We start from the raw sequence: 22881 nt of genomic DNA, 5'->3' as shown, positions 1-22881 counted from the left end.
AGCCGCATGGGACAAGGGATTGAGTGATAAATCGCCTCTTGATCGAGATGCCTGCATTTCGAGCCAGGAGTCAGCTAGGAGCCAGGACGATGCAAGCTGGCTCCCAGTGAGGAGTAGATAGTTGAAGTAGCATCGTGCGTCATGCCCGAGTGGTGAAATTGGTAGACGCAGGGGACTCAGACCAAATTTGAGCCCTCCGGGGGAAACCCCAGAGGTGAAGCCCGTCAAACTCGGCGAAGGCCCTGGACGCAAGTCCGAGCTAATACCGAGCCAAGCCCTGGAGCCGAAAGGCTCCTCGGAAGGTGTAGAGAGCAGACGGCGGGCACCTACGGCCGAAAGGCTATGGTGAAGGCGTGCTCCAGCCCACGAACGCCGTTTCTTCGGAGACGGCGGCGGCGAAAGCCGAAGTGGGAAGAAAATCCCCCGCCGCAAGGCGTGCCGGTTCGATTCCGGCCTCGGGCACCAATTCAAGAGCCGCCTCTGTCAAGCAGAGGCGGCTTTTTCGTTCTTGGTCTGCGTGCGCTTGAATCCTCGATCCCCCGCCATGAAGGTTTCCAGCATGTACGGGATCAGCATCGTGGCATCGACCGCCTCCCCATACGCCTGCGCGTACAGCGCGGCATAGCGGTCAAGGTCGGCTTTCAGGCTGACCGAGCACGCAAAGGTTAGCTTCGTGGACTCCAGCTTGGGCAGCGGCCCCAGCCGCAATTTCTTCGTCGTGCTCATCGCATCGCCCCCCGCTGGAAGAACATCGGCTGGTACGGTCGCAACACCAGATCGCGGTTGACGATGATCCGCACCGGCAGGCCCGGCCGCTCCGTCAAGGTCGGCTGAATGTTCATGTTGCGCCGGGTCATCTCCTGGCCGACCTGATTGATGCTGTCCTGCGCGCTGTCGCGCCCGGCAATCACGATGCGGTTGCCGTTCTGCCGGTTCTCCGGCGCGGCCAGCTCCGCGCCCACGCCCAGCAGTGTCGTCAGCGCCGCACCGGCAAAGACGCGATCCCAGTGCCAATCGACGCCATCCTCCAGGCCGGAGTAGCCGGCCGGGTCGGCGCCCGCGAGGTTGTCGAGCTTCAGCGAAGACGTATCCGGCAAGATAATGCGGTTCCACACCACCTGCACGCGGCTCTGCCCATAGCTCATCTGGCTGTTGTACTTGCCCATGAGGCGCGAGCCCTGAGGGATCAACAGAAACTTGCCCGTGGCCGAGTCGTAGACCGGCTCCGTCACCGTGCCAATCACGTCGCCCGGCAGGTCCGACTTGATGCCTGTCACCAGCGCCCCGGCGATCACCGTCCCGGCCATCATCTGGTACGGCGAGGCTGGCATTTGCAGATTGCCAGAATTGCGGGTTTCCGTAGAACCGCCTTTCAGGAAAGCCTCTTTCTGGTCTTGCCGGTTCTGCACGGCGGTCGGGTCGGCAGGCTGGGCAGCCGTCGAGGCCGGCCCAGCGGCCAGCGGGTCGAAGCCCGCCAAGGTCGATGCCGGGCCAGCCGCTTGCGCAGTCGCTGGCGCTGCGGTCTTGCCGGGCGTACCAGAATGGAAGAACACCGAGGAAGCCGCTGCCGCTTCGGCTTCCTTGCGCCGAGCGTCCTCCGGGTCGTGGCCCGGTGGCGCATACGTGGGTGTCACCGGCTGCTGCGCCTTCACGATGGCAGGGCCGAGATCGCCCGGCAGCGGCGGCCCCAGCTCCGGCACCTTCCGCAGCTTGGAGTAATCCGAAGGCAGGCCATCCAGCCCCTCGGACTTCGAGACGCGATCCACGTTGTAAAGCTCGGTCTGCTCGCCTGCGCCGCGCCGATGTGGCTGCAATGACCAGATCGTGGCCCCTAGCACGGCGACCGACAGGCCGCCCGTGAGCATGGCCAAGGTGCGCCGATTCAGGCGTGTGACCGGGCGCGGCTGGGCGCGCAGCGCCACCGCCTCGGGCGCGACCTTGCCCGCCTGTGGCGTGCCAAGATCGCGAGTGTCGTCCTGGCTCATGGTCAGTTCCTCCGCGTGCCACCGGAAACGCCATCGGTGCGCTCGATCCGCACCACATCGCCCTTGTCTCCGCCCAGGCGCAGTTCGGCCGCACCGAACAGGCGATCCACGATGTAATACGGCGACCGAAAACGGTAGTTCACCAACTGCCCGTCGCCCTGCGCGCCGATGACGAACAGCGGCGGCAGCTCGCCCTGCGCGATGCCCGGCGGGAACTGGATGTAGACCTTCCCGCCGTCATCGAAGGCGCGCAGCGGCTTCCACGGCGGATTGCTGCCGCTGACCGCGTAGCGGAAGCGGATCTTCTCCAGCGACAGGCCGCTATCGACCGGCGCGACGGCGCTGGCCGCTTGCGCCTGGCGCTGCAGGGCCAGCATCTTGTCCTTCGGGTACTCCCAGGACAACGACGCCATCCACGTCTTCTCGGTCGAAGTCAGCTCCAGCAGGTAGGTGCGCCGGCTGGTGGTGATGACTAGGTTGGTCTTCAACCCCGAGCGGATCGGTTTGACCATCACATTGACGCGCAGCGCATCGCCGCTGCCGCTCGACGTGTCCCCGACGATCCAGCGAACCGTGTCGCCAGCAGCCACCGTCACCAGCTCCTCACCAGGCTGGAGCGCGATCACCGTCACGCGGCCCACGGCCGCATAGACCTGATACAGCGCGCCATCTGTGAAGGGCCACACTTGAATCGCGTTGACGTAGCCCTCGCGCGTGGGCGCAATACGCGCCTCGGCGTTGGCGCGAGACACGCGCACGGTTTCATCGGCGGGTTCTGCGACGGACTTGGCATCCGGCACAGGTTTCATCTGCGCTGGCATCGGCAGCACCTGCGGCACAGCCACTACCTCCACAGGCGTAGGCGGCTCCGGCAGCGGCTGGGCCTGCACCGGCTCATCGAGCGAGATGGACGGCGGCGGCTTGCCCTGCGTAGCGCAGCCCGTGAGGGCAAGCAGCATGATCGGCAAGGCGGATTTACGGAAAAGATCATTCATGGTTTTGCTCCTTCGTTCGCTTCCAGTTCGCGGCTCCACGACAGCCCGTTGGCGTAGATGCCCAGGGGGTTTTTGCGCACGCGCTGCTCGGTGCGCGGCGTCTGCTGCACGATGGACACCACGGCGTTCCAGCGTTCGGTGCGATCCAGCGCGCCGTTGACGAAGCGCGTCTCCGTCCAGCGCACGTTGAACGACGTGTCGCTGGCGCGGGTCACGCTGCTGATCTGCACCGTCACCGACTCCTTGCCGATACGCGCGAACGGATCGTTCACGCGGGCGTACTCGTTGAGCACCACGGCGCCTTTGTCGGTCGTGTAGTCATAGGCATCGAGCCAGTTCTGCCGCACCACGATGGGGTCGATGGACAGCGAGCGCACCAGACCGATGAAGCGGCCGAGGTGGTAAGCAATCTGCGCATCGCTGGGCCGGTACGGCGTGGCCGCTTCGCCGACAGCGCGCACCTGACCCGAGTTGTCCACCTCGATGACGTAGGGGGTGACGATGGACTGCGCGGAACGCCAGACCAGGCCACCGGCCATCAGTACGGCCAAAGTGAGGCAGCCGAAGGCCATGAACCGCCAGTTCTTCGCCTGTACGCGGGCCGAGCCGATGCGCTCGTCCCAGGCCTGGGCGGCGGATTGGTACGGGGTAGCAGGCTGCGGTGTGTTGGCATAGCGCACCTGCGGTCTTTTGAATCGCATGGGAGTTCTCCTTCAAGATCAGGAATCGGAATCACGCAGGCTTGGCCCCTGGCTGGAGCTGCCGCCGTCGCCGCCGCGCAGCGTGTGGGCGGCGGTCGTCGCGGCATGGGTGAGTTGCTGCCTGCGGTGCAGGCGCTTGGCCCAGGCGGGTTGTTCGGCAGACGGAGCCGATCCGCTAGCGTCAGGGTCGGCGTGCGCGGCGCCGGAGGCCGGCGCGTCATCGGGCCGAAAGGCCGCCGCCATGCGTTCCTTCATCGACCGCGCCCCATCGGCGACTTTCTGCCCGGCCGCCTGCGCGCCGGTCTTGGCAACATTGCCCACGCCGGCGGCGGCACCCTTCAGGCCGCCACCGGCCGAAGTGGAGCCCGCCTGGTACGTCGACTTGGCGCTGCTGGCGGTCGATGCCATCGAGCGGGCGGCGGCGGGTGCCATGCGTGCCCCGGCCGCCACTGCGCTTCCGACGCCGGTAGCCGCGGCACCGACCGCCACGGCGGTTCCGGCTGCGCCGATGGCAGCACCGGCCATCGCGCCCGCGCCGAGCTGTGGCCCACCGGACACCAAGCCTGTCGCAATGCCCGGCCCAAAGATGCCCAGGGCCAGCATGGACAATGAGGCCAGCATGATGACCAGCGCCTGGTCGATGGACGGCTCGGAACCGGGCGGTATCCTGAATTCGGCGAACAGCCCTGAGCCGATACCCACGACGACGGCGAGCACCAGCACCTTGATGCCCGAGGACACCACGTTGCCCAGCACCTTCTCGGCCATAAACGCTGTCTTGTTCCAGAGGGCAAACGGCACCAGCACGAAGCCCGCCAGCGTGGTCAGCTTGAACTCGATCAACGTGACGAAGAGTTGCACCGCCAGCACGAAGAAGCTGACGATGACCACCAGCCAAGCGAGAAATAGCACGACGATGGGCGCGATGTGGATGAAGACCTCCGGGAAGCCCGCCATCTCCCGGATCTGGTCGAGGATGGGCGCCGCTGCGTCGATACCGGCCTTGGCCAACCGTCCCGGCTGCAGGAAGTTGCCCATGCTCAAGGTCGAGCCGCTGGCCGTCAGGCCCAGCCCGGCGAATGAGCGGAACAGGATGCCCGCCAGGGTGTTGAAATTGCCGATGATGTAGGCGAAGGCACCCACGTACAGCACCTTGCGGATCAGCTTGGCGATCACGTCCTCGCCCTGGCCGGTGGCATGCCCCATCGCCCAGAACAGCCCGGCGAGCGTCATGTCGATGACGATCAACGTTGCGGTCAGGAACGCCACCTCGCCATGCAACAGTCCGAAGCCCGAGTCGATGTAGCGCGAGAAGATGTCGAGGAAGCGGTCAATGACCGAAACGTCGTTCATGGCCTGGCTCCGTCAACGACTGTAGAAATCGACGGACCGCGGCGTGTACGGCGTGCCCTCACCCAGGAAGCGCCGGTTCACCTCGCGGCCCCGCTCCACGGCGGCGGCCTGCCGCGCCAGTTCCAGCGAGCCCGCGCGATCCTGCGTGATCTGCAGCCGCTGCGTTTGGATCGACTGCTTGGCCTGCAGGGCCAGCAACTGGTTCGTGGCCTGCATCGCCTGCAAAGCGCCCACCGCCGATTGGCTCTTGCCCACGAGGTCGGCCAGCACGCCTTCGTCGTCGCTCAGGTTCTGCGATGCCTGAGCCTGCATCTGCATGGTGGTCTGCAGGCCATCGAGCGTGTTCTTCCAGCGTTCCTGCGCGTCGCGGTACATCTGGTTGCCGCTCACGGTGGCGGCGTATTGCTCGGGGTACAGGCGCTGGAATTCCCGATCCAGATTCGTCACGTCATAGGCCAAGCCCTTGGCCTGCGCGATCAGCCGCTGGGTGGTCGCCAGATTGGCGCGCAGCTGGCCGACCACGCTGGATGGCAGACTGGCCAGGTTGCGCGCCTGGTTGATGAGCATCTGCGCTTCGTTCTGGAGCTGCTTGATCTGGTTGTTGATCTGCTCCAGCGTGCGGATCGCGGTCAGCGTGTTCTGCACGAGGTTCGTGGGGTCGATCACGACCCATTGCGCCTGCACGGCGGTAGCGGTGCAAAGCATGGCCGCGACGGCGGCGGCGAGAAGACGCTTTTTCATGATGGGTTCTCCTGGAGATGGGTGGACGGGAACGAGGACAGCAGGTCGGCGGCCCAATTCAGGCCGCGATGGCGCAGCCACGCGGCTACGAACGGGGTGGAAGCGGATGAAGCGGCAGCGAGCACCGCGTCGATGTCGCGCTGGTCTTGCGGCGTGGACGTGCCCGCAAAGGCCAGCGTCGCGGCGCCCAGGTCGAGGTCGAACAGGCGGTTGCCGAGTCGGGATTGGTAGTAGTAGTCGCGCTTGGGCTGCGCGGTCGCCACGATCTCGATCTGGCGCGAGTTCAGCCCGAAGCCTTCGTAGATAACCCTGATCTGCGGCTCGGTCGCCTGTGGGTTGGGCAGGAAGATGCGGCTCGCGCAGCTCTCGATGATTGCGGGCGCGATGCTCGAATCCTTGATGTCCGCCAGGCTCTGCGTGGCGAAGATGACGCTCACGTTCTTCTTGCGCAGCGTCTTGAGCCATTGGCGGATGCGCGCCGCAAACACCGGGTCATCGAGGAACAGCCACGCTTCATCGAGGATCAGCAGCGTGGGCGCACCGTCGAAGCGTTCATCGAAGCGCGCAAAGAGGTAATGCAGCACGGCCATGACGGCGGCCTTGCTGTGCATCAGTTCCTCCATCTCGAAGCACTGCACGGAGCCGGCGCCCAGGCGATCCGAATCCGCATCCAGCAGCTTGCCGTGGGCGCCGCCCAGCACGTACGGCGCGAGCGCCTGGCGCAGCGCATTCGATTGCAGCAGCACCGACAGGCCGGTCATCGTGCGCTGCTCCACCGGCGCACCGGCGAGACTGCCGAGCGCCGACCAGATGGCGGCCTTCTCTTCGGGGCCGACGGCTACACCCTCATGCCGCAAGCGCCCTTCGATCCATTCGGCGGCCCAGGTGCGGTAGCCCTCGCGGTCGATGCGGGCGAGAGGCTGAAACGCGATCTCGCCATCCATCCCGAGGTCGTAGTGCTCGCCACCCAGCCCGAGGATGGTGGCGCGCATCGAGCGTCCCATGTCGAAGGCAAAGATGCGCGAGCCGCGATAGCGCCGAAACTGCATCGCCAATGTGGCGAGCAGCACCGACTTGCCCATGCCCGTAGGACCAGCCACCAGCGTGTGGCCCACGTCGCCGATGTGCGTCACCAGCCGGAACGGCGTCGCGCCCTCAGTGCGCGTGACGATCAGCGGCGGGCCGTCGAGGTGCGCGTTCTTCTCCGGCCCGGCCCATACCGCCGACACCGGCATCAGGTGCGCCAGGTTCAACGTGGAGACAATGGGCTGGCGCACGTTCGCGTAGGCATGACCCGGAATGGACGACAGCCACGCATCCACGGCGTTGAGCGTTTCGGGGATGGTGACGAAGCCACGCCCCTGGATGACGCGCTCCACCCTGCGCAGCTTCTCGTCGGCCACGGCGGCATCCGCGTCCATGACGGTGACGGTCGCTGTCACGTAGCCGAAGGCCACTTGATCGCTGCCCAGCTCCTGCAAGGCGGCATCGGCATCGGTGGCCTTGTTGCTGGCGTCGGTATCGACCAGCGGGCTTTCTTGCTGGAAGATCGTCTCGCGCAGCAGCGCGATGACGTTCTTGCGCTTGGCGAACCACTGGCGGCGCAAGCGCCCCAACTCCCGTTCCGCCTCGGATTTGTCGAGGCACAGAAAGCGCGTGCTCCAGCGATACCCAAATCCCAGGCGGTTGAGGTCGTCCAGAATCCCCGGCCAGGTCGAGGTCGGGAAACCGCGCACCGTCGCCACGCGCAGATGCTGGTCGCCCAGCATCGGTGCCAGGCCGCCGATCAGCGGCGCGTCGGCTAGCAGAGCGTCGAGGTGGAATGGCACCTCGGGCACGCCCACGCGGTAACGCCGCGTTGAAACGGTGGCATGCAGGTAGGTCAGCGTCTGGCTGTCATCGAGCCAGACGATCTCCGGCATCACGCCATCGAGCAGGTCAAAGATGCGATCCGTCTCCGCGACGAAGGCAGTTAGGCGCTCGCGCCAATCCACGCCTTCGGTGGGTCGGTTCTCATAGAGCAGCCCTGCTGCGCGGGCGCGCGACTCCTCGGCCGGCAGGTACACCAGCGTGAGGTGGTAGCCACTCTCGAAATGGTTGCCCGAGTCCTCGAAGGCGGCGCGGCGCTCCTCGTCCACCAGCCAGGACAGCGGCTCAGGAAACTCCGAGTGCGGGTAGCTGGCCGCGGGCCGGCGCTCGGCTTCGATGAACAGCGCCCAGCCCGAGCTCAGGCGGCGCAGCGCGTTGTTCAGCCGCGCCGACGTGGAGATCAACTCGCCCTGCGTCGCGCTGTCGAGGTCAGGCCCCCGAAAGCGCGCCGTGCGCTGGAAGGCGCCATCCTTGTTCAGCACGACGCCCGGCGCGATCAGCCCGGCCCAAGGCAGCCAGTCGGCCAGCAGCGCCGGCCGCTGGCGGTATTCGGCAAGGTTCAGCATGGCATTCCCCTCACACGTCCAGCAGCGGCCGGTGCTTGATGTGGCGCGCGAAGACCTGCATGAACTGCGGATCGACACGCGCACCCCAGACCGCCAGCGCATGGCCGGCGATCCAGAGCACCACGCCCGGAATCCACAGTTGCAGGCCCAAGCCCACGGCGGCGGCCAAGGTGCCATTGGCAATCGCCACTGTGCGCGGCGCGCCGCCCAGCAGGATCGGCTCGGTCAGCGAGCGATGCAGGGGCACCTCGAAACCTGGAGCGAACCCCTGCACGCCATCGTGGGCCGCGTTCATACGACGGCCCCGCCCGAGAAGCTGAAGAACGACAGGAAGAACGAGGACGCGGCAAACGCGATCGACAGACCGAAGACGATCTGGATCAGCTTGCGGAACCCGCCCGAGGTATCGCCGAAGGCCAGCGCCAGGCCCGTGGCGATGATGATGATGACCGCGATGATCCGGGCCACCGGACCCTGGATCGACTCCAGGATGGATTGCAGCGGCCCCTCCCAGGGCATCGAGGAACCTGCGGCCTGCGCGGTGCCTGCGAGCAGCAGCATCAGCGCCGCGAGCATCAGACCCTGCAGGGCCGGGCGCGCCAAGCCATCCAGCCGCGCGGGGTGGCAGCGCAGGGCAAGCGGGTTTACAGAAATACGGAAAGCAGGAACGATCATCTGCGTCATGGCAGTTCTCCAGGTTGATCAGGGGACACGGAAGAAAGGTCGGACTGCGGCAGCAGCTCCGGGAATGGAGCCTCCAGCGCATCCGCCAGTTGGTAGCCCGAGCCGTCGAAGCCGACGACCCGAGCGATGCTCTCGATGCGGCGCTTGCGTCCGCGCCCGGCAATGTGGATGACCACGTTGACCGCTTCCGCGATCAGCGCACGGGGCGGGTTCACCGCCACTTCGAGAATCAGTTGCTCCAGGCGCAGCAGCGCGCCCAGCGCGGAGCCGGCGTGGATCGTGGCGATGCCGCCGGGGTGGCCGGTGCCCCAGACCTTGATGAGATCCAGTGCCTCGGCGCCGCGCACCTCGCCGACGACCACACGATCCGGGCGCAGGCGCATGGACGAACGCACCAGCTCGGTCATGGACACGACGCCCTGGCGCGTGCGCAGCGGTACGTGATCGCGCGCCGCGCATTGCAGCTCCACCGTGTCTTCGAGCACCAGCACGCGGTCGCCCGTGGCGGCGATTTCGGCCAGCAGCGCATTCGCCAAGGTGGTCTTGCCGGTGCTGGTGCCGCCCGCGATCAGGATGTTCTGGCGCTCGCGCACGGCGCGCACCAGCAAACCAGCCTGTGCGGCGGTCATCATCCCGTCCTCGATGTAGCGCGACAGCGGGATCACACCAAAGGCACGCTTGCGCAAGGCGAAGGCTGGCCCCGGTGCAGCGGGCGGCAGGATGCCCTCGAAGCGTTCGCCGGTCTCGGGCAGCTCTGCCGTCAAAAGCGGCTGGCCGCGATGCACCTCGGCGCCGACGTGGGCGGCCACGAGACGGATGATGCGTTCGCCATCAGCCTCGGACAGCTCCTCGCCCATCGGGGCGCGGCCCGTGGACAGACGATCCACCCAGAGCGTGCGGTCGGGGTTGAGCATGATTTCCACCACGTCCGGGTCTTCGAGCGCGGCGGCGATCAGCGGCCCCATGGCCGTGCGTAGCATCTGAATGCGGCGATCCAGCGAGGTGGCCGTGAAGGAGGAAAGAACGGCGCTCATAAGGCACGCTCCTGGGCATCTGCAGCGGCCGCCGCGCCCTCCGATCGCGTCGGATCGGGGTGCAGTTCCTCCACCACATCCCGCACCAGGCTGCGCCCGCGCAGCAAATGCCGTCCGAGCTGTTCGACGAACTGCTCGAAGCGGGCCTTGCCCTGGGCGCGAGCGGCGTCCTGATGGGCCTCGGGCACGGGCGTGCTCACAGTGAGGAAATAGCGGATGAACAGCGCCAATGTTTCGATGGCAATGTTCTGGTCGCGCTCCAGACGCTCGGCGTGGCGCGACAGGCGATCCAGTCGCTTGGCAATCGCCGCCTCGCGCTGGTCGGCCGCATCGGGCGACAGCCAGGAGGCCAGGGCCGCCGCGACGATGCTGGACTTGGACACGCCCTTCTTGGCGGCCAGTTCATCGAGCCGCTTGCTGTGCTCCGGCTGGATGAACACATTGAGGCGGTGTTGGGTCATAGGTCGATTCCGTCGTCAGGGTCAAGGGAAGCCAGCCGGGCCGTGCGCTGCAGGGCCGGGTCGAGCTGGCGAGGAAGGGGAAGCTGCATGTCATCGTCATCGAGCAGCCCGAGGTCGGCTGCAGGCGCAGCCAGGTCGGGGTCGTAGGCGGCGGCTTCGGAGAGTTCGGGTTGGCGACGCGGGCCGCCGTCGTCAGCGGCAGAGGGGAAGCCTTCAACGGCTTCGGTTGCAGGCGCCACCGGAACGGGAGGAACCGTCAGCCCGCTCCAGTCGTCGGGCCGTAAGGGAGGCACGTCGGCGTAGCGCCCCGCAACGAGTACAGGAGGCGGCAGCACGCGCCGCTGGAAGTTCGCGTCAGAGTAGTAGCGCAGCTTCTTGGCCTTGATCGGCGCGACGCTGGAAACCATCACCACCGCCTCATCGGGCGGCAGCTGCATCACCTCGCCCGGCGTGAGCAGCGGGCGGGCGGTTTCTTGTCTCGACACCATTAGGTGCCCCAGCCACGGTGCGAGTCGATGTCCCGCGTAGTTGCGCTGCGCGCGCAGCTCGGTAGCGGTGCCAAGGGTTTCGGAAATCCGCTTGGCCGTGCGCTCGTCGTTGGTGGCGAACGTCACGCGCACATGGCAGTTGTCGAGGATGGAATGGTTCTGGCCGTAGGCTTTGTCGATCTGATTGAGCGACTGCGCGATCAGGAAGCTGCGGATGCCGTAGCCCGCCATGAAGGCCAGCGCCGTCTCGAAGAAGTCCAGGCGCCCAAGCGCCGGGAATTCATCGAGCATCAGCAACAGCTTGTGACGGCGCTGGATGCCATCGCTGCCATCGAGTGATTCCGTCAGCCGCCGCCCGATTTGGTTGAGGATCAGGCGGATCAGCGGTTTGGTGCGGCTGATGTCCGAAGGCGGCACCACGAGATACAGCGACACGGGATGCTCGGCCGCGATCAGGTCGGCAATGCGCCAGTCGCAGCGCGAGGTGACTTCGGCCACCGTGGGGTCTCGGTACAGGCCGAGGAATGACATGGCGGTGCTCAACACGCCGGAACGCTCGTTGTCCGATTTGTTCAGGACTTCACGCGCTGCCGATGCCACCACCAGATGCGGTCCATCGCCGATGTGCGGCGTGGTCATCATCCGATGCAGGGTAAGCTCGAAGGGACAGGCCGGGTCGCTGAGGAAGTTGGCGACACCGCGCAGCGTCTTGTCTTCGCCTGCGTAGAGCACATGCAGGATGGCCCCAACCAGCAGCGCATGCGAGGTCTTCTCCCAATGGTTGCGCCGCTCCAGTGCTCCTTCGGGATCGACCAGAATGTCTGCGATGTTCTGCACGTCGCGCACTTCGTGCGCGCCGCGCCTCACCTCCAGCAGCGGGTTGTAGGCCGCCGACTTCGCATCGGTCGGGTTGAACAGCAGGCAGTGCGAGAAGCGCGAGCGCCAGCCAGCGGTGATGCTCCAGTTCTCGCCCTTGATGTCGTGAATGACGGCCGATGCGGGCCAGCTCAACAAGGTGGGCACCACTAGGCCCACGCCCTTGCCCGAGCGGGTAGGCGCGAAGGTCAGAACATGCTCCGGGCCTTCGTGCCGCAGGTACTGCTGGCGATGCAGGCCAAGGAATACGCCCGCAGACCGGTCAAGACTCGCCTTGTGGATGTCCTCCGCATTGGCCCAGCGCGCCGTGCCGTAGGTCGTGACCAGCTTGGACTGGCGCGAGCGCCAGATCGACATGCCGACGGCAACCACCACCGCGATCAGGCCGCTGCCTGCGGCAATGGCACCGCCCACGTCGAATACATGCGGCGCGTAGGCGTCGAAGAAGAACCACCACTCGAACAGGCGCCAGGGGTGATAGACCGGCGTGCCGAGGAAATCGAACCAGGGCGAACCCAGGCGTAGCTGGTAGCCCAGCGCCGCTGCTGTCCATTGCGTGGCGCTCCATACGCCAGCGATCACGATGCCGAAGACAACGGCAATCTGACCGAACAGCACGTTCGTTCCTTGCATTGGCCAACCTCCCGCTACGGCACAGGGACATGCCGTAGTGCCGAGGATCAAGGCGAGCGTGCAGGTCGGTCAAAGACCGTTATAGCGGGGATTCAGGCCAAAATGGCCAGACTTCTTGCTGTGGCGAAGGCAATAAAAATGCCGCATGCGCGAGCGCGCTGCGGCGTGATGAGGTAACAGCAAGAACTCTGTCGCGGCCAGGCGACGGCGCGGGGCGCTATTTGGATTGCTGTTCCGGCCGATCGCCGAAGAAACGCCGGTTGGCGGCTTCGGCCGCACGGCGGCAGAGTTCTTCTCCTGCCTTCGCGCGGTCTTCCTTGCACAGGCGCTGGACTTCTTTGAGGCGCTCGGGATGGGCAACGAGGAAGTCCACGGTTTCCGTCGGTTGGGATGGTCCACAGCCCGTCAGTGCGGCAACCATCAGCAGCGGCAGGAATCGGGTCATGGCTTGGGTCCTTTCAGCAGGTGGATCAGGAGTCCTCGGCGGCGCTGGAGCCATCCGCCGAATCAATGGAGGCCACTCGTTCGATGAACCGGGCCAGCATTTCGGAGGGCTCCACGTCACGGTGCAGCAGATACGTGGCCAGCATCTGCGGCTTGCCCGCCAAGCGCCGGGCCACAACACCTGGCCCACGGCCGGATGCAATGTGCGCGGCGCCCGCCAAACCGAGCGCCAATCCGGCTGAGACCAAGGTCATCATCACCTCATAGGACGCCACGCGCTGGGCGATCAGTGGCTGTTGCTCGTAGCGCTGCAAAACGCGATCAACTTGGCGTGCATGGCCTTCGCATATCGCCGGATCGCATAGCGCCAGCGGATAGCGCAACACTTCTTCCAACGGCACGTGCTTGTGGGCCAGAACAGGATGGCGAGCTGGGACCGCCACCATCAGTTCGTCTTCCCATGCAGGCCTGACCACAATGCCGTCGCCCACCTCTTCGGCCATCGAAAAGCCGACGTCATACAGGTCATCGTGCAGACCCTTGATCTGTTGATCCAACGGCACCTCAAATAGCCGAACATCAATCTCTGGATCTTCCGCTCGGCACTGTGCCAGCAGCGTCGGCATTCGCGAGGGCGTGATGCCATCGGACAAAGCGATGCGCAACTGTCGCTGAAACCCACTGGCGGCGGACTTGACGCCGTCACACGCCTGTTTCAGAGCTTCGAAGATTCGCGGCACCCGCTCCAGGAATGCCATTCCGGCAAAGGTCAGGCGGGTGCTTCGCGTGGTTCGCGTGAACAGTTGCGCCCCGAGCTCTTCCTCTATCTCCTTGATGGTGCGCGACAAAGGGGACTGATCGATGTGCAGCTTTTCCGCTGCGCGGCCGAAGTGAAGTTCTTCGGCCACCGCTATAAAGCAACGTAAATGCCGAAGCTCCATGGTGTATCTCATCCAATTTAAAAGGCCTTGACGAATTCCGGCACAACTGCGAAAAGGTCCGCCTCCAGCCCGTAGTCGGCCACGCTGAAGATCGGGGCCTCGGGGTCCTTGTTGATCGCCACGATCACCTTGGAGTCCTTCATGCCGGCCAGGTGCTGGATGGCGCCCGAGATGCCGGCGGCAATGTACAACTGCGGCGCGACGATCTTGCCCGTCTGGCCCACTTGCAGGTCGTTGGGGGCGTAGCCCGCATCCACGGCAGCACGGCTGGCGCCGATGGCAGCGCCCAGCTTGTCGGCCAGGGGGGTGATGACTTCGTCGAACTTTTCCTTGCTGCCCAGCGCACGGCCACCAGACACGATGATCTTGGCGGCGGTGAGTTCGGGGCGGTCGCTCTTGGCGATCTCGCTGCCCACGTAGCTGCTCTTGCCAGCGTCGGCGGCCGCAGCAGCGGTTTCGACAGCGGCGCTGCCACCCGTGGCGGCGGCGGCGTCAAAGCCGGTGGTGCGCACGGTGATGACCTTCACGGCATCAGCAGACTGCACGGTGGCGATGGCGTTGCCGGCGTAGATGGGGCGCTCGAAGGTATCGGCGGAGATGACCTTGGTGATGTCGCTGATCTGGGCGACGTCGAGCTTGGCAGCCACGCGCGGGGCCACGTTCTTGCCGCTGGCGGTGGCGGGGAACAGGATGTGGCTGTAGTTGCCGGCACCACTGCCATGGAGTGCCAGCACCTGGGCGGCCACGTTCTCGGCGAGGCCGTGGGCCAGGCTGGCGCCGTCGGCGTGGATGACCTTGGCAACGCCGGCGATCTGGCTGGCTTGCTGTGCGGCAGCGCCGGCGTTGTGGCCGGCCACCAGCACGTGCACGTCGCCGCCGCAGGCTGCGGCGGCCGTCACGGTGTTGAGCGTCGCGCCCTTGATGGTCGCGTTGTCGTGTTCAGCGATTACGAGTACGGTCATGTCAGATCACCTTCGCTTCGTTCTTGAGTTTCTCGACCAGGGCGGCCACGTCGGCCACCTTCACGCCGGCGCCGCGCTTGGCGGGTTCGCTGACCTTCAAGTTCTTCAGGCGCGGGGCCACGTCCACGCCGAGGTCTTCGGGCTTGACGGTGTCCAGCGGCTTTTTCTTGGCCTTCATGATGTTGGGCAGCGTGACGTAGCGCGGCTCGTTCAGGCGCAGGTCGGCGGTGATGACGGCGGGCAGCGTAAGGCTGAGGGTTTCCAGGCCGCCGTCCACTTCGCGGGTCACGGCTGCCTTGTCGCCGGCGATCTCGACCTTGGAGGCGAAGGTGGCTTGCGGCAGGTCGGCCAGCGCCGCCAGCATCTGGCCGGTCTGGTTGCAGTCGTCGTCGATGGCCTGCTTGCCCAGGATCACGAGGCCGGGCTGTTCATTGTCGATCAGGGCCTTGAGCAGCTTAGCCACGGCCAGCGGCTGCAGTTCTTCATTGGTCTCGACCAGGATGCCGCGGTCGGCACCGATGGCCATGGCGGTGCGCAGCGTCTCCTGGCATTGGGACACGCCGCACGAGACGGCGACGATCTCCGTTGCCGCGCCTTTCTCCTTGAGCCGCACAGCCTCTTCGACGGCAATCTCGTCGAAGGGGTTCATGCTCATTTTGACATTGGCGATGTCCACGCCGCTGCCATCGCTCTGGACGCGGACCTTGACGTTGTAGTCAACCACCCGCTTGACGGGAACCAGGATTTTCATGGGAGGGTTTCCTTTCAGGATCATTCAGAGTTGATCATCCGCCAGGGCCAGCGTGCTGGCGGCGCCGCCCGTGACGATGTCGCGCAACATCGGCGCCTGCACTAGGACATGCGCTGCGTAGTGGCTGGCCGTGGCACGCTTGGCGCCGAGAAAGCCCGCATCGCCAGATCTCGCCGCGAGTTGCGCAGTGGCGGCTTCGGCCATGCGCGCCGACAGCCAGCCGCCGATCACCGTGCCCGCCAGCCGCAAGAAGGGCACGGCGCCCGCCGCGCACTGCGCGGGTTGGTCGTCGTGGGCCAGCAGCCAGTCGGCCGCGTCCCCCAGCGCACGCGCCGAAGCCGCTAACACGCCGCCGATCTGCGCCAGCGCGGCATCGGGCATCTCGGCCAACCGGCGCGCATCGCCGTCGATGCGGCCCAGCAGTGCCTTCAGCGTGCGCCCGCCCTCGCGCGCCAGCTTGCGGCCAATCAGGTCGTTGGCCTGGATGCCCGTCGTGCCTTCGTAGATGGTCGTGATGCGCGCGTCGCGCAAGTGCTGTGAGGCGCCGGTTTCCTCGACGTAACCCATGCCGCCATGCACCTGCACACCATCGGACGTGATGCCCTGTGCGCTGTCGGTGCACCAGCCCTTGACCACCGGGATCAGCAGGCCGACCAGGGCCAGCGCCTGCTCGCGCTCTTGCGCGTCGGCGTGGCCTGCGGCGCGGTCCATCTGGCCGGCGCAGAAATAGGCCAATGCGCGCATGGCCTCGGTGCGGGCCTTCATGTCCATCAGCATGCGCCGCACGTCCGGGTGGCCGGCGATGGTGGTGCTGCCGCTGAGCAGTGGCTTGCCCTGCACCCGCTCCAGCGCGTAGGCGCGTGCGCGCTGGTAGGCGCGCTCGGCGATGCCCACGCCTTCAAGGCCGACGTTCAGCCGCGCATGGTTCATCATCGTGAACATGCAGGCCAGCCCCTGGTTCGGCTCGCCGACCAGGTAGCCGATCGCGCCCCCGCAGTCGCCAAAGCTCATCGACGCCGTGGGGCTGCCGTGGATGCCCATCTTGTGCTCGATGGAGGTGCAGGCCAGGTCGTTGCGTTCGCCCAGGGAGCCGTCGTCGTTGACCAGGTACTTCGGGCACAGGAACAGCGAGATGCCTTTCACGCCGGGCGGTGCATCGGGCAGGCGCGCCAGCACGAGGTGGACGATGTTCTCGGCCATGTCGTGCTCGCCCCAGGTGATGAAGATCTTGTTTCCGCTGACGCGGTAATGGTCGCCTTCGGGCACGGCGCGACTGCGCAGCGCGGCCAAGTCGGAGCCTGCTTGGGGCTCGGTGAGGTTCATGGTGCCGGTCCAGCGGCCCGCGACCATGGGCTCCAGGAAGCGGCGCTTGAGTGCGTCGCTGCCATGGTGCGCAATGGCTTCCACCGCGCCCAGCGTGAGCATCTGGCACAGGCTGAACGCGAGGTTGGACGACTTCCACATCTCCAGCACGGCTGTGGACACCAGCGTGGGCAGGCCCTGGCCGCCCCATTCGGTGGCAGCGGGCATGCCGTTCCAGCCGTTCTCGCAGAAGCTGGCCCAGGCTTCGCGAAAGCCATCGGCTGGCGTGACCTGGCCGTCGTGCCAGCGCGCGCCCTGCACGTCGCCGGTGCGGTTCAGCGGATCAAGCACGCCGGTGGCGTAGTGGGCAGCCTCCTGCAGGATGGCCTCGACCAGGTCGGGCGTGGTTTCTTCATGGCCCGGCTGGGCACAGATCGCATCCAGGCCTCCGACTTCCTTCATCGTGAACAGCATGTCGCGCAAGGGCGCGGCGTAGGTAGACATTGCTTACTCCTCTTTGTGGGTTCAACCCGTCTGCCCCATAGGGCATACATCCATGCATGACCCTACCCACCAGGACAAGGCCCGGTCGATCAACCGCTTCAGGGCGGCTGAATTTCTCAGGCGGCTTACGACGCGATTAGTTGGTATGACAAGATTTCTAGAAGCCGCTGAAGCGTGTGAAGTTCTCGACCGGCTCACGCTCGGTGCGCACGCGGTTCACCACGGCCGCCGGGTCGGCATAGCCCAGTGCCATGCCGCACAGGACCATCTGCCCGTCCGGGATTTGCAGGGCTTCAGCCAGAAGGCGCGGGTAAAGGGTCCACGCCATCTGCGAACAGGTATCCAGGCCTCGTGCGCGGGCCGCCAGCATGATGTTCTGTAAGAACATCCCGTAGTCCACCCAACTGCTCTGCACCATGCGCCGGTCCAAGGTGAAGATCAAACCGACCGGCGCATCGAAGAAGGCAAAGTTGCGTGCATGTTGAGCGCGCATGGCATCCGTATCTCCCTTGGAGATTCCGACTGCGGCATAAAGAGCGAAACCGCACCGACGCCGCCTGGTCAGGTAGGGCTCGAAGAACTCGGCCGGGTAGATGTCGTATTCGGACTGGTGCTCTCCCTCTTCATGGTGAAAGGCGTGCAATACACGGTCGCATAGGCGCTTCCTCGCCTCGCCCGCCACGGCAATGACATGCCACGGCTGGGTGTTGGTGCCACTGGGCGCGCTGGCTGCCACCGACAGAATCTGGGCCACCGCTTCTTGCGACACCGGGGTCGGCAGAAAGGCGCGCACGGAACGACGTTCGCGCATCACCGCATCAATCAGCATGTTGCGCAAAGGCACGGCGCAGACAGACATTCACTCTCTCCTGGTTGCTGGGCTATTCGGGTGAGCACACCGACATGCCGTTGCCGAAGAAGCATTCATGCGAATGCATCGATGCCGAACGTCCACGGGTCGTCCCTGGGTGTGCTACCAAGCGGTATTCTGGGCACTCGGCACATACGCGTCTTGCCCGCCAGTGCATGGCGAGTTGACTTTGTATGCACAAGGCAAAATCCGGTTGACCGCAGCCGGACGCTACATCGTTAGCGGGCCGTTTTCTTGGTGTAATTTCGGATTCAGCGCCAGCTATCGTTGCTCCCTTTGACCATGTTGAAACCCGTCGTCACTGTTCCTGTTTTTGCCGTGCATGGCCTGCTCGACGGCGCGCGCAGCAAAGGACTGGCCACCGAGTCCTGGCTGGATGGCGTTCTGGCGCAGGCCCGCATCGCCGAGTCGCTGCTGCATCTGGAGCAGTCGCGTGTGACCATAGAGCAATACATCGCACTCTTCAGTGCCGTGAAGAACAGCTTGGACGACGAATGCCTAGGCCATCTACACGGTCGGCCGTTGCGCTGCGGCAGCTTTGCGCTGATGGCTCGCTCTACGCTCGGGGCCAAGACGCTGGCAGCCGCCTTGCAGCGCGTGAGTGCATCCTTCGCCCTGCTGCAGGACGACGTGGCGCTTGTGCCCGTCTCTGATGGCTTGCTCAAGGGTGCTGCTCTGGACGTGCGCCACGCCCTGGGCAAACATTCAGACTTCCTGCACGGGCTGCTGTTGCGCGTTTTCTGGCGTCTGCTGGTATGGCTGCACGGCGGCCGACTGGTGCCCAGAGGGCTCGATTTTGCCTTCGAGCCACCGCCGCGTGCCGCAGACTATGCCCAAATCTTCTCGGGCACGTTGCGGTTCGGGCAGGCGCGGTCGGCGGTCTGGTTCGAGGCATCCGCATTCACGCAGCCGATGCGCCGTGACACCGCCGCGCTCCAGACCTTTTTGCGTGCCACACCGGGCAACCTGATCGGCCCGCGTCTAATCGAGCGGACAGCCAGCGCGCGGGTGCGCGCGCTATTGCAGCAAGCGTGCCCGGAGTGGCCCGATCTGACTGTCGCCGCGCAGCGCTTGCACATGTCGGTCAGCGCACTGCAGCGGCATCTGGCCGTGGAGGGCAAGTCCTTTCAGGTGCTGAAGGACGAGTTACGGCGCGACATGGCGATCGTTCGGTTGACCAGCACCGATGCCGCGCTGAGCGCCATCGCCGCCGAGTTGGGGTTCGCCGACGGCACCGCCTTCCAGCGGGCCTTCAAGTCATGGACCGGCAGCACGCCAGGCGTCTATCGTTCGCGCACCCAAAAAACGTAGCGCTGCTTCGACGCGGTCGCACTCAAAGCGACGAGCACAGATGCCCGCCATCCACTGGCACGCAGGCGCCGGTCATCCACGACCCGGCCTCGGTCGCGAACAGCAGGAACAGACCGTTGAGCTCCTCCGGCTTACCCAGGCGGCGCATCGGGATGCGCTTGATAAGCGCCTTGCCATGGTCGGTATCCCACATGGCATCGGTCATCTCGGTGTCGATGTAGCCCGGCTCGATGGCATTGACGCGAATGCCGTGGCGCGCCCATTCGAGCGCCAGGCTCTTGGTCATGTGCACGACTGCAGCCTTGGACGTGGCATACAGCATGGCGCCCGGCATCACGCGTTCGCCCAGGATCGATGCGATGTTGATGACTGAGCCTCCCCGCCCCGCATCCACCCAGCGCTGCGCGGCACGCGCGGCCACCAGCCACACGCCGCGCACGTTGGTCTCCATCAGCGAGTCGAAGTCGGACACAGGCAGCGTGAGCGACAAGGCGTCGTTGGAAGCCCCGGCGTTGTTAACCACCACGTCGAGGATGGTGCCCGAGGCGTCTATCTCGGCGAAGGCGTCGTCGATGGACTGCTCGGAAGCCACATCCATTTCCAGCACCGTGACCTGAGGCGAACCGAGCTTTTCGAGTTCCTGGGCGAGTTTGTCGAGCCGCGCCTTGCGCCGCGCCCCAATCACTACCTTGGCCTTGCAACCAGCAGCCAGCCGAGCGAAGTTCTCGCCCAGGCCCGACGAGGCCCCCGTGACCAGCACCCGCTTGCCTGCCAGCATTGCACCCAGATCCATCATCGTCTCCTTGCATCTTCAGTTCGCCGTCGATGCCGGGAGGTTAGCGCAGGGCCGCTCGGCTGCGGGGTTGCCTCGCTCCCCCATCCGTCGAAAGAGGTGCCTTGTCAGTTGATCGAGACCATCCGTCATTGCCGCGCCAAGCACCGCTGCCTACGATTGCCTGTATGCCTTGGGTACCCTGAGCGCCGCACGAAAGCACGCCACGGTGTCGACGCTCCGGTCCCGATGGGCTGCGGCGTCTGGGGGCAGATTCAGGAGACGACAAGTGCTGCAACAGTCACCCATGGAATGGTCCATCGACCATGCGCCCATCGAGGGCAGGATAGATGCGACGGAAGCGATCCTCAAGGACTCCTTCCAGCGCTGGAGTCTTTCCTCCCCGGCGAAGCCTGCTGCATTCCAGGCGAAGTTGCGGCGACACGAACTCGCCGGAGCCTCCTTGGTATGCACCGTGACCGGTGCTTGCGTCGAGCAGTCTCCTCCTGGACATTCGTCATTCGACGATGAGTTCTGCCTGGGGCTGCAGCTGAACCTGAGCGGCCGAGTACAGTTGCAGCAGTGGGACACGCCAATCTGCGAGGGCGACATGTTCCTCTGGCGTACCGATCAGCGGCAAGACTATGAGGTGCTGGAACGAACCCACAGCGTGTCGTTGATGATTCCCTGGCAGCTCATGCGCGAGCATCTACCGGGCCGCAAGCAGCCGCCCGCAGCCTGCCGCATTGACAGTCACACAGGCGTGGGCTCACTGCTCAGCCAACACCTGATGGGGTTGGCAAAGGAGATCGGCGCCGTGCCGCCCTCCGCCCACGTCGCCCTTTGCCGCACGGTGATCGGGCTTCTGGACATTGCGCTGCCAGAGCCGGAGAGCGCCACTCGATTCACGGCCATGGCCGCGTTGCGCGAACGAGTACTTGCCTACATCGCCCAGCATTTTCAAGAGGATGACCTGAGTCCGGCACGCATCGCCGCGGCGCACGGTATTTCACTGCGTTACCTTCATGCGCTGTTTGCGCAGGGCGATACCACGGTGGTCGGCCACATCCTGGAAAGCCGATTGCAAGCGTGCTGGCGGACACTCGTTGACCCGGTCTGCCGGCATCTGCAGGTCTCGGCGATCGCCTTTCACTGGGGCTTCAACTCCACCAGCCATTTCTGCCGCGCATTCAAACAACGCTTTGGAGTGTCGCCCAGCGATGCACGCGGCATGACTGCTCACGGCTCCGCCATCGGCCCGGTCGAGTCAGCCGGGCTTTCCCTTGCACACGCAAAGTCAACTTGCCATGCACTGGCGGGCAAGACGCGCACGGGCTGAATGCCGACCATATGCCCTGGACAGACTGAGAACGCAGAGATTCGACGCTTCGCCCGCCCCGTTGTGGGTATGCGGGCATGACCCGGGGCCGCATCGCTGGCCAAGTTTTCAAACCTTCATCGTACAAACCTTCTGAGGAGCGCTCCCATGCTGCCGCAATTGCACCGTCAACCCTGGATGGACAGCGACATCGAGACCTTTCGCGACCAGGTGCGCCGCTACATCGCCGCCGAGATGGCTCCGCACCTGCCCGCTTGGCGCGAACAGGGCTACGTCCCGCGCGAGACCTGGCGGCCCTTCGGCGAGATGGGGTTCATGCTGCCCGAAATGCCCGAAGCCTACGGCGGCACCGGGGCCAGCATTGCCTACCAGCTGGTGGTACAGGATGAGTTGACCAGAGCGGAAATGCCCAACAACGTCCAGGTGAACAGCATCGCTGCGCACTACATCATGGACTACGGCACCGAGGAGCAGAAGCAGCGCTGGCTGCCCAAGCTGAGCAGCGGCGAGATGCTGCTCGGCATTGCGATGACCGAACCCGGCTGCGGGACGGACCTCAAGGCCATCGCCACCCGCGCGCGCCGTGATGGCGACCACTACGTGATCGACGGTGCCAAGACCTTCATCACCAACGGCTACACCTGCAATCTGCTGATTGTGGTCGCACGCACCGGCGAGGCGGGCAGCCGAGGCCTTTCGCTGATCGTGGTGGAGACCGAGAACCTGCCAGGGTTCCGCGTGGGCCGCCTGCTCGACAAGATCGGCCTGCATGCGTCGGACACCGCCGAACTCTTCTTCGACGGGGTGCGCGTGCCGGTCGATCAAGTCCTGGGGGGCGTCGAAGGGCTTGGTTTCAAGCAGTTGATGGGCCAGTTGCCCTACGAACGCATGACCATCGCCGTGCCTGCGGCGGCCATCATCGACCGGGCCCTGGAACTCACCGTCGAATACACGAAGGAGCGCAAGATTTTCGGCGCACCGCTGTTCGAGATGCAGACCACGCGCCACAAGCTGGCCGAGATCGCCACCACCGCTCACGTGGTGCGCACCTTCGTCAACGACTGCATCCAGCGGCTGCTGGACGGAAAGCTCGACGCCGAAGCCGCGTACATGGCCAAGTGGTGGTGCAGCGAGCAGCAGTGCCGCGTGGTGGACGAGTGCCTGCAGATGTTCGGCGGCTACGGCTACATGTACGAATACCCGATCGCGCGCATGTACACCACCTCGCGCGTGCAGAAGATCTACGGCGGCGCGAACGAGGTCATGAAAGAACTGATTGCGAGGAAGCTGTGAACGCC

At 65.4% G+C, this 22881-nt stretch carries 22 protein-coding genes; 3 read left to right on the top strand and 19 right to left on the bottom strand.

The features are described 5' to 3' along the window. Positions 1–483: 483 nt before the first annotated feature. The 18 genes from AC07RV_RS35405 to AC07RV_RS35320 all read right to left on the bottom strand — a co-directional run bounded on the left by AC07RV_RS35405 (position 484) and on the right by AC07RV_RS35320 (position 18149). Entirely contained in the window at positions 484–726 is a 243-nt protein-coding gene (locus AC07RV_RS35405) for a DUF2274 domain-containing protein (RefSeq protein ID WP_016452507.1), read from the bottom strand. Further along, entirely contained in the window at positions 723–1985 is a 1263-nt protein-coding gene (locus AC07RV_RS35400; protein WP_016452508.1) for a TraB/TrbI/VirB10 family type IV secretion system protein, read from the bottom strand. Before AC07RV_RS35400 ends, AC07RV_RS35405 begins: the two co-directional genes overlap by 4 nt. A 2-nt stretch (positions 1986–1987) precedes the next feature. Then, complete coding sequence (gene trbG / locus AC07RV_RS35395; RefSeq protein WP_016452509.1) at positions 1988–2980, bottom strand: P-type conjugative transfer protein TrbG; 993 nt, start codon at positions 2978–2980, stop codon at positions 1988–1990. Beyond that, positions 2977–3681: a conjugal transfer protein TrbF gene (trbF, locus tag AC07RV_RS35390; RefSeq protein ID WP_016452510.1), complete on the bottom strand. Its 705-nt coding sequence runs from the start codon at positions 3679–3681 to the stop codon at positions 2977–2979. The genes trbG and trbF overlap by 4 nt, the downstream gene beginning before the upstream one ends. 18 nt (positions 3682–3699) lie before the next feature. Continuing rightward, a complete protein-coding gene (trbL, locus tag AC07RV_RS35385; protein ID WP_016452511.1) occupies positions 3700–5034 on the bottom strand; it encodes a P-type conjugative transfer protein TrbL in 1335 nt (444 codons plus the stop codon). A gap of 12 nt (positions 5035–5046) precedes the next feature. Continuing rightward, positions 5047–5775 (bottom strand): P-type conjugative transfer protein TrbJ, encoded by a 729-nt coding sequence (gene trbJ / locus AC07RV_RS35380; RefSeq protein ID WP_016452512.1) that lies wholly within the window; start codon positions 5773–5775, stop codon positions 5047–5049. After that, positions 5772–8210 carry a conjugal transfer protein TrbE gene (gene trbE, locus AC07RV_RS35375; protein WP_016452513.1) on the bottom strand — a complete coding sequence of 813 codons (2439 nt, stop codon included), beginning with the start codon at positions 8208–8210 and terminating at the stop codon, positions 5772–5774. The genes trbJ and trbE overlap by 4 nt, the downstream gene beginning before the upstream one ends. A gap of 10 nt (positions 8211–8220) precedes the next feature. Next, positions 8221–8505, bottom strand: coding sequence for a VirB3 family type IV secretion system protein (locus AC07RV_RS35370; RefSeq protein WP_016452514.1), 285 nt, complete (start codon positions 8503–8505; stop codon positions 8221–8223). Further along, a complete protein-coding gene (locus AC07RV_RS35365) occupies positions 8502–8894 on the bottom strand; it encodes a TrbC/VirB2 family type IV secretion system protein (RefSeq protein WP_016452515.1) in 393 nt (130 codons plus the stop codon). The genes AC07RV_RS35370 and AC07RV_RS35365 overlap by 4 nt, the downstream gene beginning before the upstream one ends. Beyond that, positions 8891–9928, bottom strand: coding sequence for a P-type conjugative transfer ATPase TrbB (trbB, locus tag AC07RV_RS35360; RefSeq protein ID WP_016452516.1), 1038 nt, complete (start codon positions 9926–9928; stop codon positions 8891–8893). Before trbB ends, AC07RV_RS35365 begins: the two co-directional genes overlap by 4 nt. Continuing rightward, a complete protein-coding gene (locus AC07RV_RS35355; RefSeq protein ID WP_016452517.1) occupies positions 9925–10389 on the bottom strand; it encodes a hypothetical protein in 465 nt (154 codons plus the stop codon). The genes trbB and AC07RV_RS35355 overlap by 4 nt, the downstream gene beginning before the upstream one ends. Next, on the bottom strand, positions 10386–12386 hold the full coding sequence (locus tag AC07RV_RS35350) for a conjugal transfer protein TraG (RefSeq protein WP_016452518.1): 2001 nt from the start codon (positions 12384–12386) through the stop codon (positions 10386–10388). The genes AC07RV_RS35355 and AC07RV_RS35350 overlap by 4 nt, the downstream gene beginning before the upstream one ends. Positions 12387–12603: 217 nt before the next feature. Then, a complete protein-coding gene (locus tag AC07RV_RS35345) occupies positions 12604–12831 on the bottom strand; it encodes an EexN family lipoprotein (protein ID WP_016452519.1) in 228 nt (75 codons plus the stop codon). Between the two features lie 25 nt (positions 12832–12856). Further along, a complete protein-coding gene (locus tag AC07RV_RS35340) occupies positions 12857–13771 on the bottom strand; it encodes a LysR family transcriptional regulator (RefSeq protein ID WP_016452520.1) in 915 nt (304 codons plus the stop codon). A gap of 17 nt (positions 13772–13788) precedes the next feature. Further along, a complete protein-coding gene (locus AC07RV_RS35335; protein ID WP_026382503.1) occupies positions 13789–14733 on the bottom strand; it encodes an electron transfer flavoprotein subunit alpha/FixB family protein in 945 nt (314 codons plus the stop codon). 1 nt (position 14734) lies between these two features. Next, positions 14735–15484: an electron transfer flavoprotein subunit beta/FixA family protein gene (locus AC07RV_RS35330; protein ID WP_026382504.1), complete on the bottom strand. Its 750-nt coding sequence runs from the start codon at positions 15482–15484 to the stop codon at positions 14735–14737. A gap of 24 nt (positions 15485–15508) precedes the next feature. Beyond that, positions 15509–17290, bottom strand: coding sequence for an acyl-CoA dehydrogenase (locus AC07RV_RS35325; RefSeq protein ID WP_016452523.1), 1782 nt, complete (start codon positions 17288–17290; stop codon positions 15509–15511). Positions 17291–17447: 157 nt separating this feature from the next. Next, a complete protein-coding gene (locus tag AC07RV_RS35320) occupies positions 17448–18149 on the bottom strand; it encodes a nitroreductase (RefSeq protein WP_016452524.1) in 702 nt (233 codons plus the stop codon). Between the two features lie 294 nt (positions 18150–18443). Here AC07RV_RS35320 and AC07RV_RS35315 point away from each other — a divergent pair, with 294 nt between their 5' ends. Then, positions 18444–19472 carry an AraC family transcriptional regulator gene (locus tag AC07RV_RS35315; protein ID WP_016452525.1) on the top strand — a complete coding sequence of 343 codons (1029 nt, stop codon included), beginning with the start codon at positions 18444–18446 and terminating at the stop codon, positions 19470–19472. A 22-nt stretch (positions 19473–19494) separates the two neighbouring features. Here the strand turns inward: AC07RV_RS35315 and AC07RV_RS35310 are convergent, their stop codons facing one another. Continuing rightward, the gene (locus AC07RV_RS35310) at positions 19495–20265 is read right to left on the bottom strand and encodes an SDR family NAD(P)-dependent oxidoreductase (protein WP_016452526.1); all 771 of its coding nucleotides are present in this window, start codon (positions 20263–20265) and stop codon (positions 19495–19497) included. Between the two features lie 286 nt (positions 20266–20551). On the opposite strand from AC07RV_RS35310, the gene AC07RV_RS35305 reads away from it, so the two are divergent. Both AC07RV_RS35305 and AC07RV_RS35300 read left to right on the top strand, forming a co-directional pair. Next, the gene (locus AC07RV_RS35305) at positions 20552–21583 is read left to right on the top strand and encodes a helix-turn-helix domain-containing protein (RefSeq protein WP_017405984.1); all 1032 of its coding nucleotides are present in this window, start codon (positions 20552–20554) and stop codon (positions 21581–21583) included. Between the two features lie 147 nt (positions 21584–21730). Further along, positions 21731–22876, top strand: a complete 1146-nt coding sequence (locus AC07RV_RS35300; protein WP_016452528.1) for an acyl-CoA dehydrogenase family protein — start codon at positions 21731–21733, stop codon at positions 22874–22876. Positions 22877–22881: the final 5 nt, after the last annotated feature.

The organism is Variovorax sp. GW821-FHT09B01, from assembly GCF_059418345.1.
This window is presented reverse-complemented; position numbering and strand designations above follow the sequence as displayed.

Bases quoted from the DNA above. Each gene is read 5' to 3' on its own strand.
- AC07RV_RS35350 (WP_016452518.1), bottom strand. From the start codon at position 12,386: ATGCAAGGAACGAACGTGCTGTTCGGTCAGATTGCCGTTGTCTTCGGC.
- AC07RV_RS35340 (WP_016452520.1), bottom strand. From the start codon at position 13,771: ATGGAGCTTCGGCATTTACGTTGCTTTATAGCGGTGGCCGAAGAACTT.
- trbF (WP_016452510.1), bottom strand. From the start codon at position 3,681: ATGCGATTCAAAAGACCGCAGGTGCGCTATGCCAACACACCGCAGCCT.
- trbE (WP_016452513.1), bottom strand. From the start codon at position 8,210: ATGCTGAACCTTGCCGAATACCGCCAGCGGCCGGCGCTGCTGGCCGAC.
- AC07RV_RS35330 (WP_026382504.1), bottom strand. From the start codon at position 15,484: ATGAAAATCCTGGTTCCCGTCAAGCGGGTGGTTGACTACAACGTCAAG.
- AC07RV_RS35320 (WP_016452524.1), bottom strand. From the start codon at position 18,149: ATGTCTGTCTGCGCCGTGCCTTTGCGCAACATGCTGATTGATGCGGTG.
- trbB (WP_016452516.1), bottom strand. From the start codon at position 9,928: ATGAGCGCCGTTCTTTCCTCCTTCACGGCCACCTCGCTGGATCGCCGC.
- AC07RV_RS35365 (WP_016452515.1), bottom strand. From the start codon at position 8,894: ATGACGCAGATGATCGTTCCTGCTTTCCGTATTTCTGTAAACCCGCTT.
- AC07RV_RS35325 (WP_016452523.1), bottom strand. From the start codon at position 17,290: ATGTCTACCTACGCCGCGCCCTTGCGCGACATGCTGTTCACGATGAAG.
- AC07RV_RS35310 (WP_016452526.1), bottom strand. From the start codon at position 20,265: ATGGATCTGGGTGCAATGCTGGCAGGCAAGCGGGTGCTGGTCACGGGG.
- AC07RV_RS35355 (WP_016452517.1), bottom strand. From the start codon at position 10,389: ATGACCCAACACCGCCTCAATGTGTTCATCCAGCCGGAGCACAGCAAG.
- AC07RV_RS35400 (WP_016452508.1), bottom strand. From the start codon at position 1,985: ATGAGCCAGGACGACACTCGCGATCTTGGCACGCCACAGGCGGGCAAG.
- trbG (WP_016452509.1), bottom strand. From the start codon at position 2,980: ATGAATGATCTTTTCCGTAAATCCGCCTTGCCGATCATGCTGCTTGCC.
- trbJ (WP_016452512.1), bottom strand. From the start codon at position 5,775: ATGAAAAAGCGTCTTCTCGCCGCCGCCGTCGCGGCCATGCTTTGCACC.
- AC07RV_RS35405 (WP_016452507.1), bottom strand. From the start codon at position 726: ATGAGCACGACGAAGAAATTGCGGCTGGGGCCGCTGCCCAAGCTGGAG.
- AC07RV_RS35370 (WP_016452514.1), bottom strand. From the start codon at position 8,505: ATGAACGCGGCCCACGATGGCGTGCAGGGGTTCGCTCCAGGTTTCGAG.
- AC07RV_RS35305 (WP_017405984.1), top strand. From the start codon at position 20,552: ATGGAATGGTCCATCGACCATGCGCCCATCGAGGGCAGGATAGATGCG.
- AC07RV_RS35315 (WP_016452525.1), top strand. From the start codon at position 18,444: ATGTTGAAACCCGTCGTCACTGTTCCTGTTTTTGCCGTGCATGGCCTG.
- AC07RV_RS35300 (WP_016452528.1), top strand. From the start codon at position 21,731: ATGCTGCCGCAATTGCACCGTCAACCCTGGATGGACAGCGACATCGAG.
- AC07RV_RS35345 (WP_016452519.1), bottom strand. From the start codon at position 12,831: ATGACCCGATTCCTGCCGCTGCTGATGGTTGCCGCACTGACGGGCTGT.
- trbL (WP_016452511.1), bottom strand. From the start codon at position 5,034: ATGAACGACGTTTCGGTCATTGACCGCTTCCTCGACATCTTCTCGCGC.
- AC07RV_RS35335 (WP_026382503.1), bottom strand. From the start codon at position 14,733: ATGACCGTACTCGTAATCGCTGAACACGACAACGCGACCATCAAGGGC.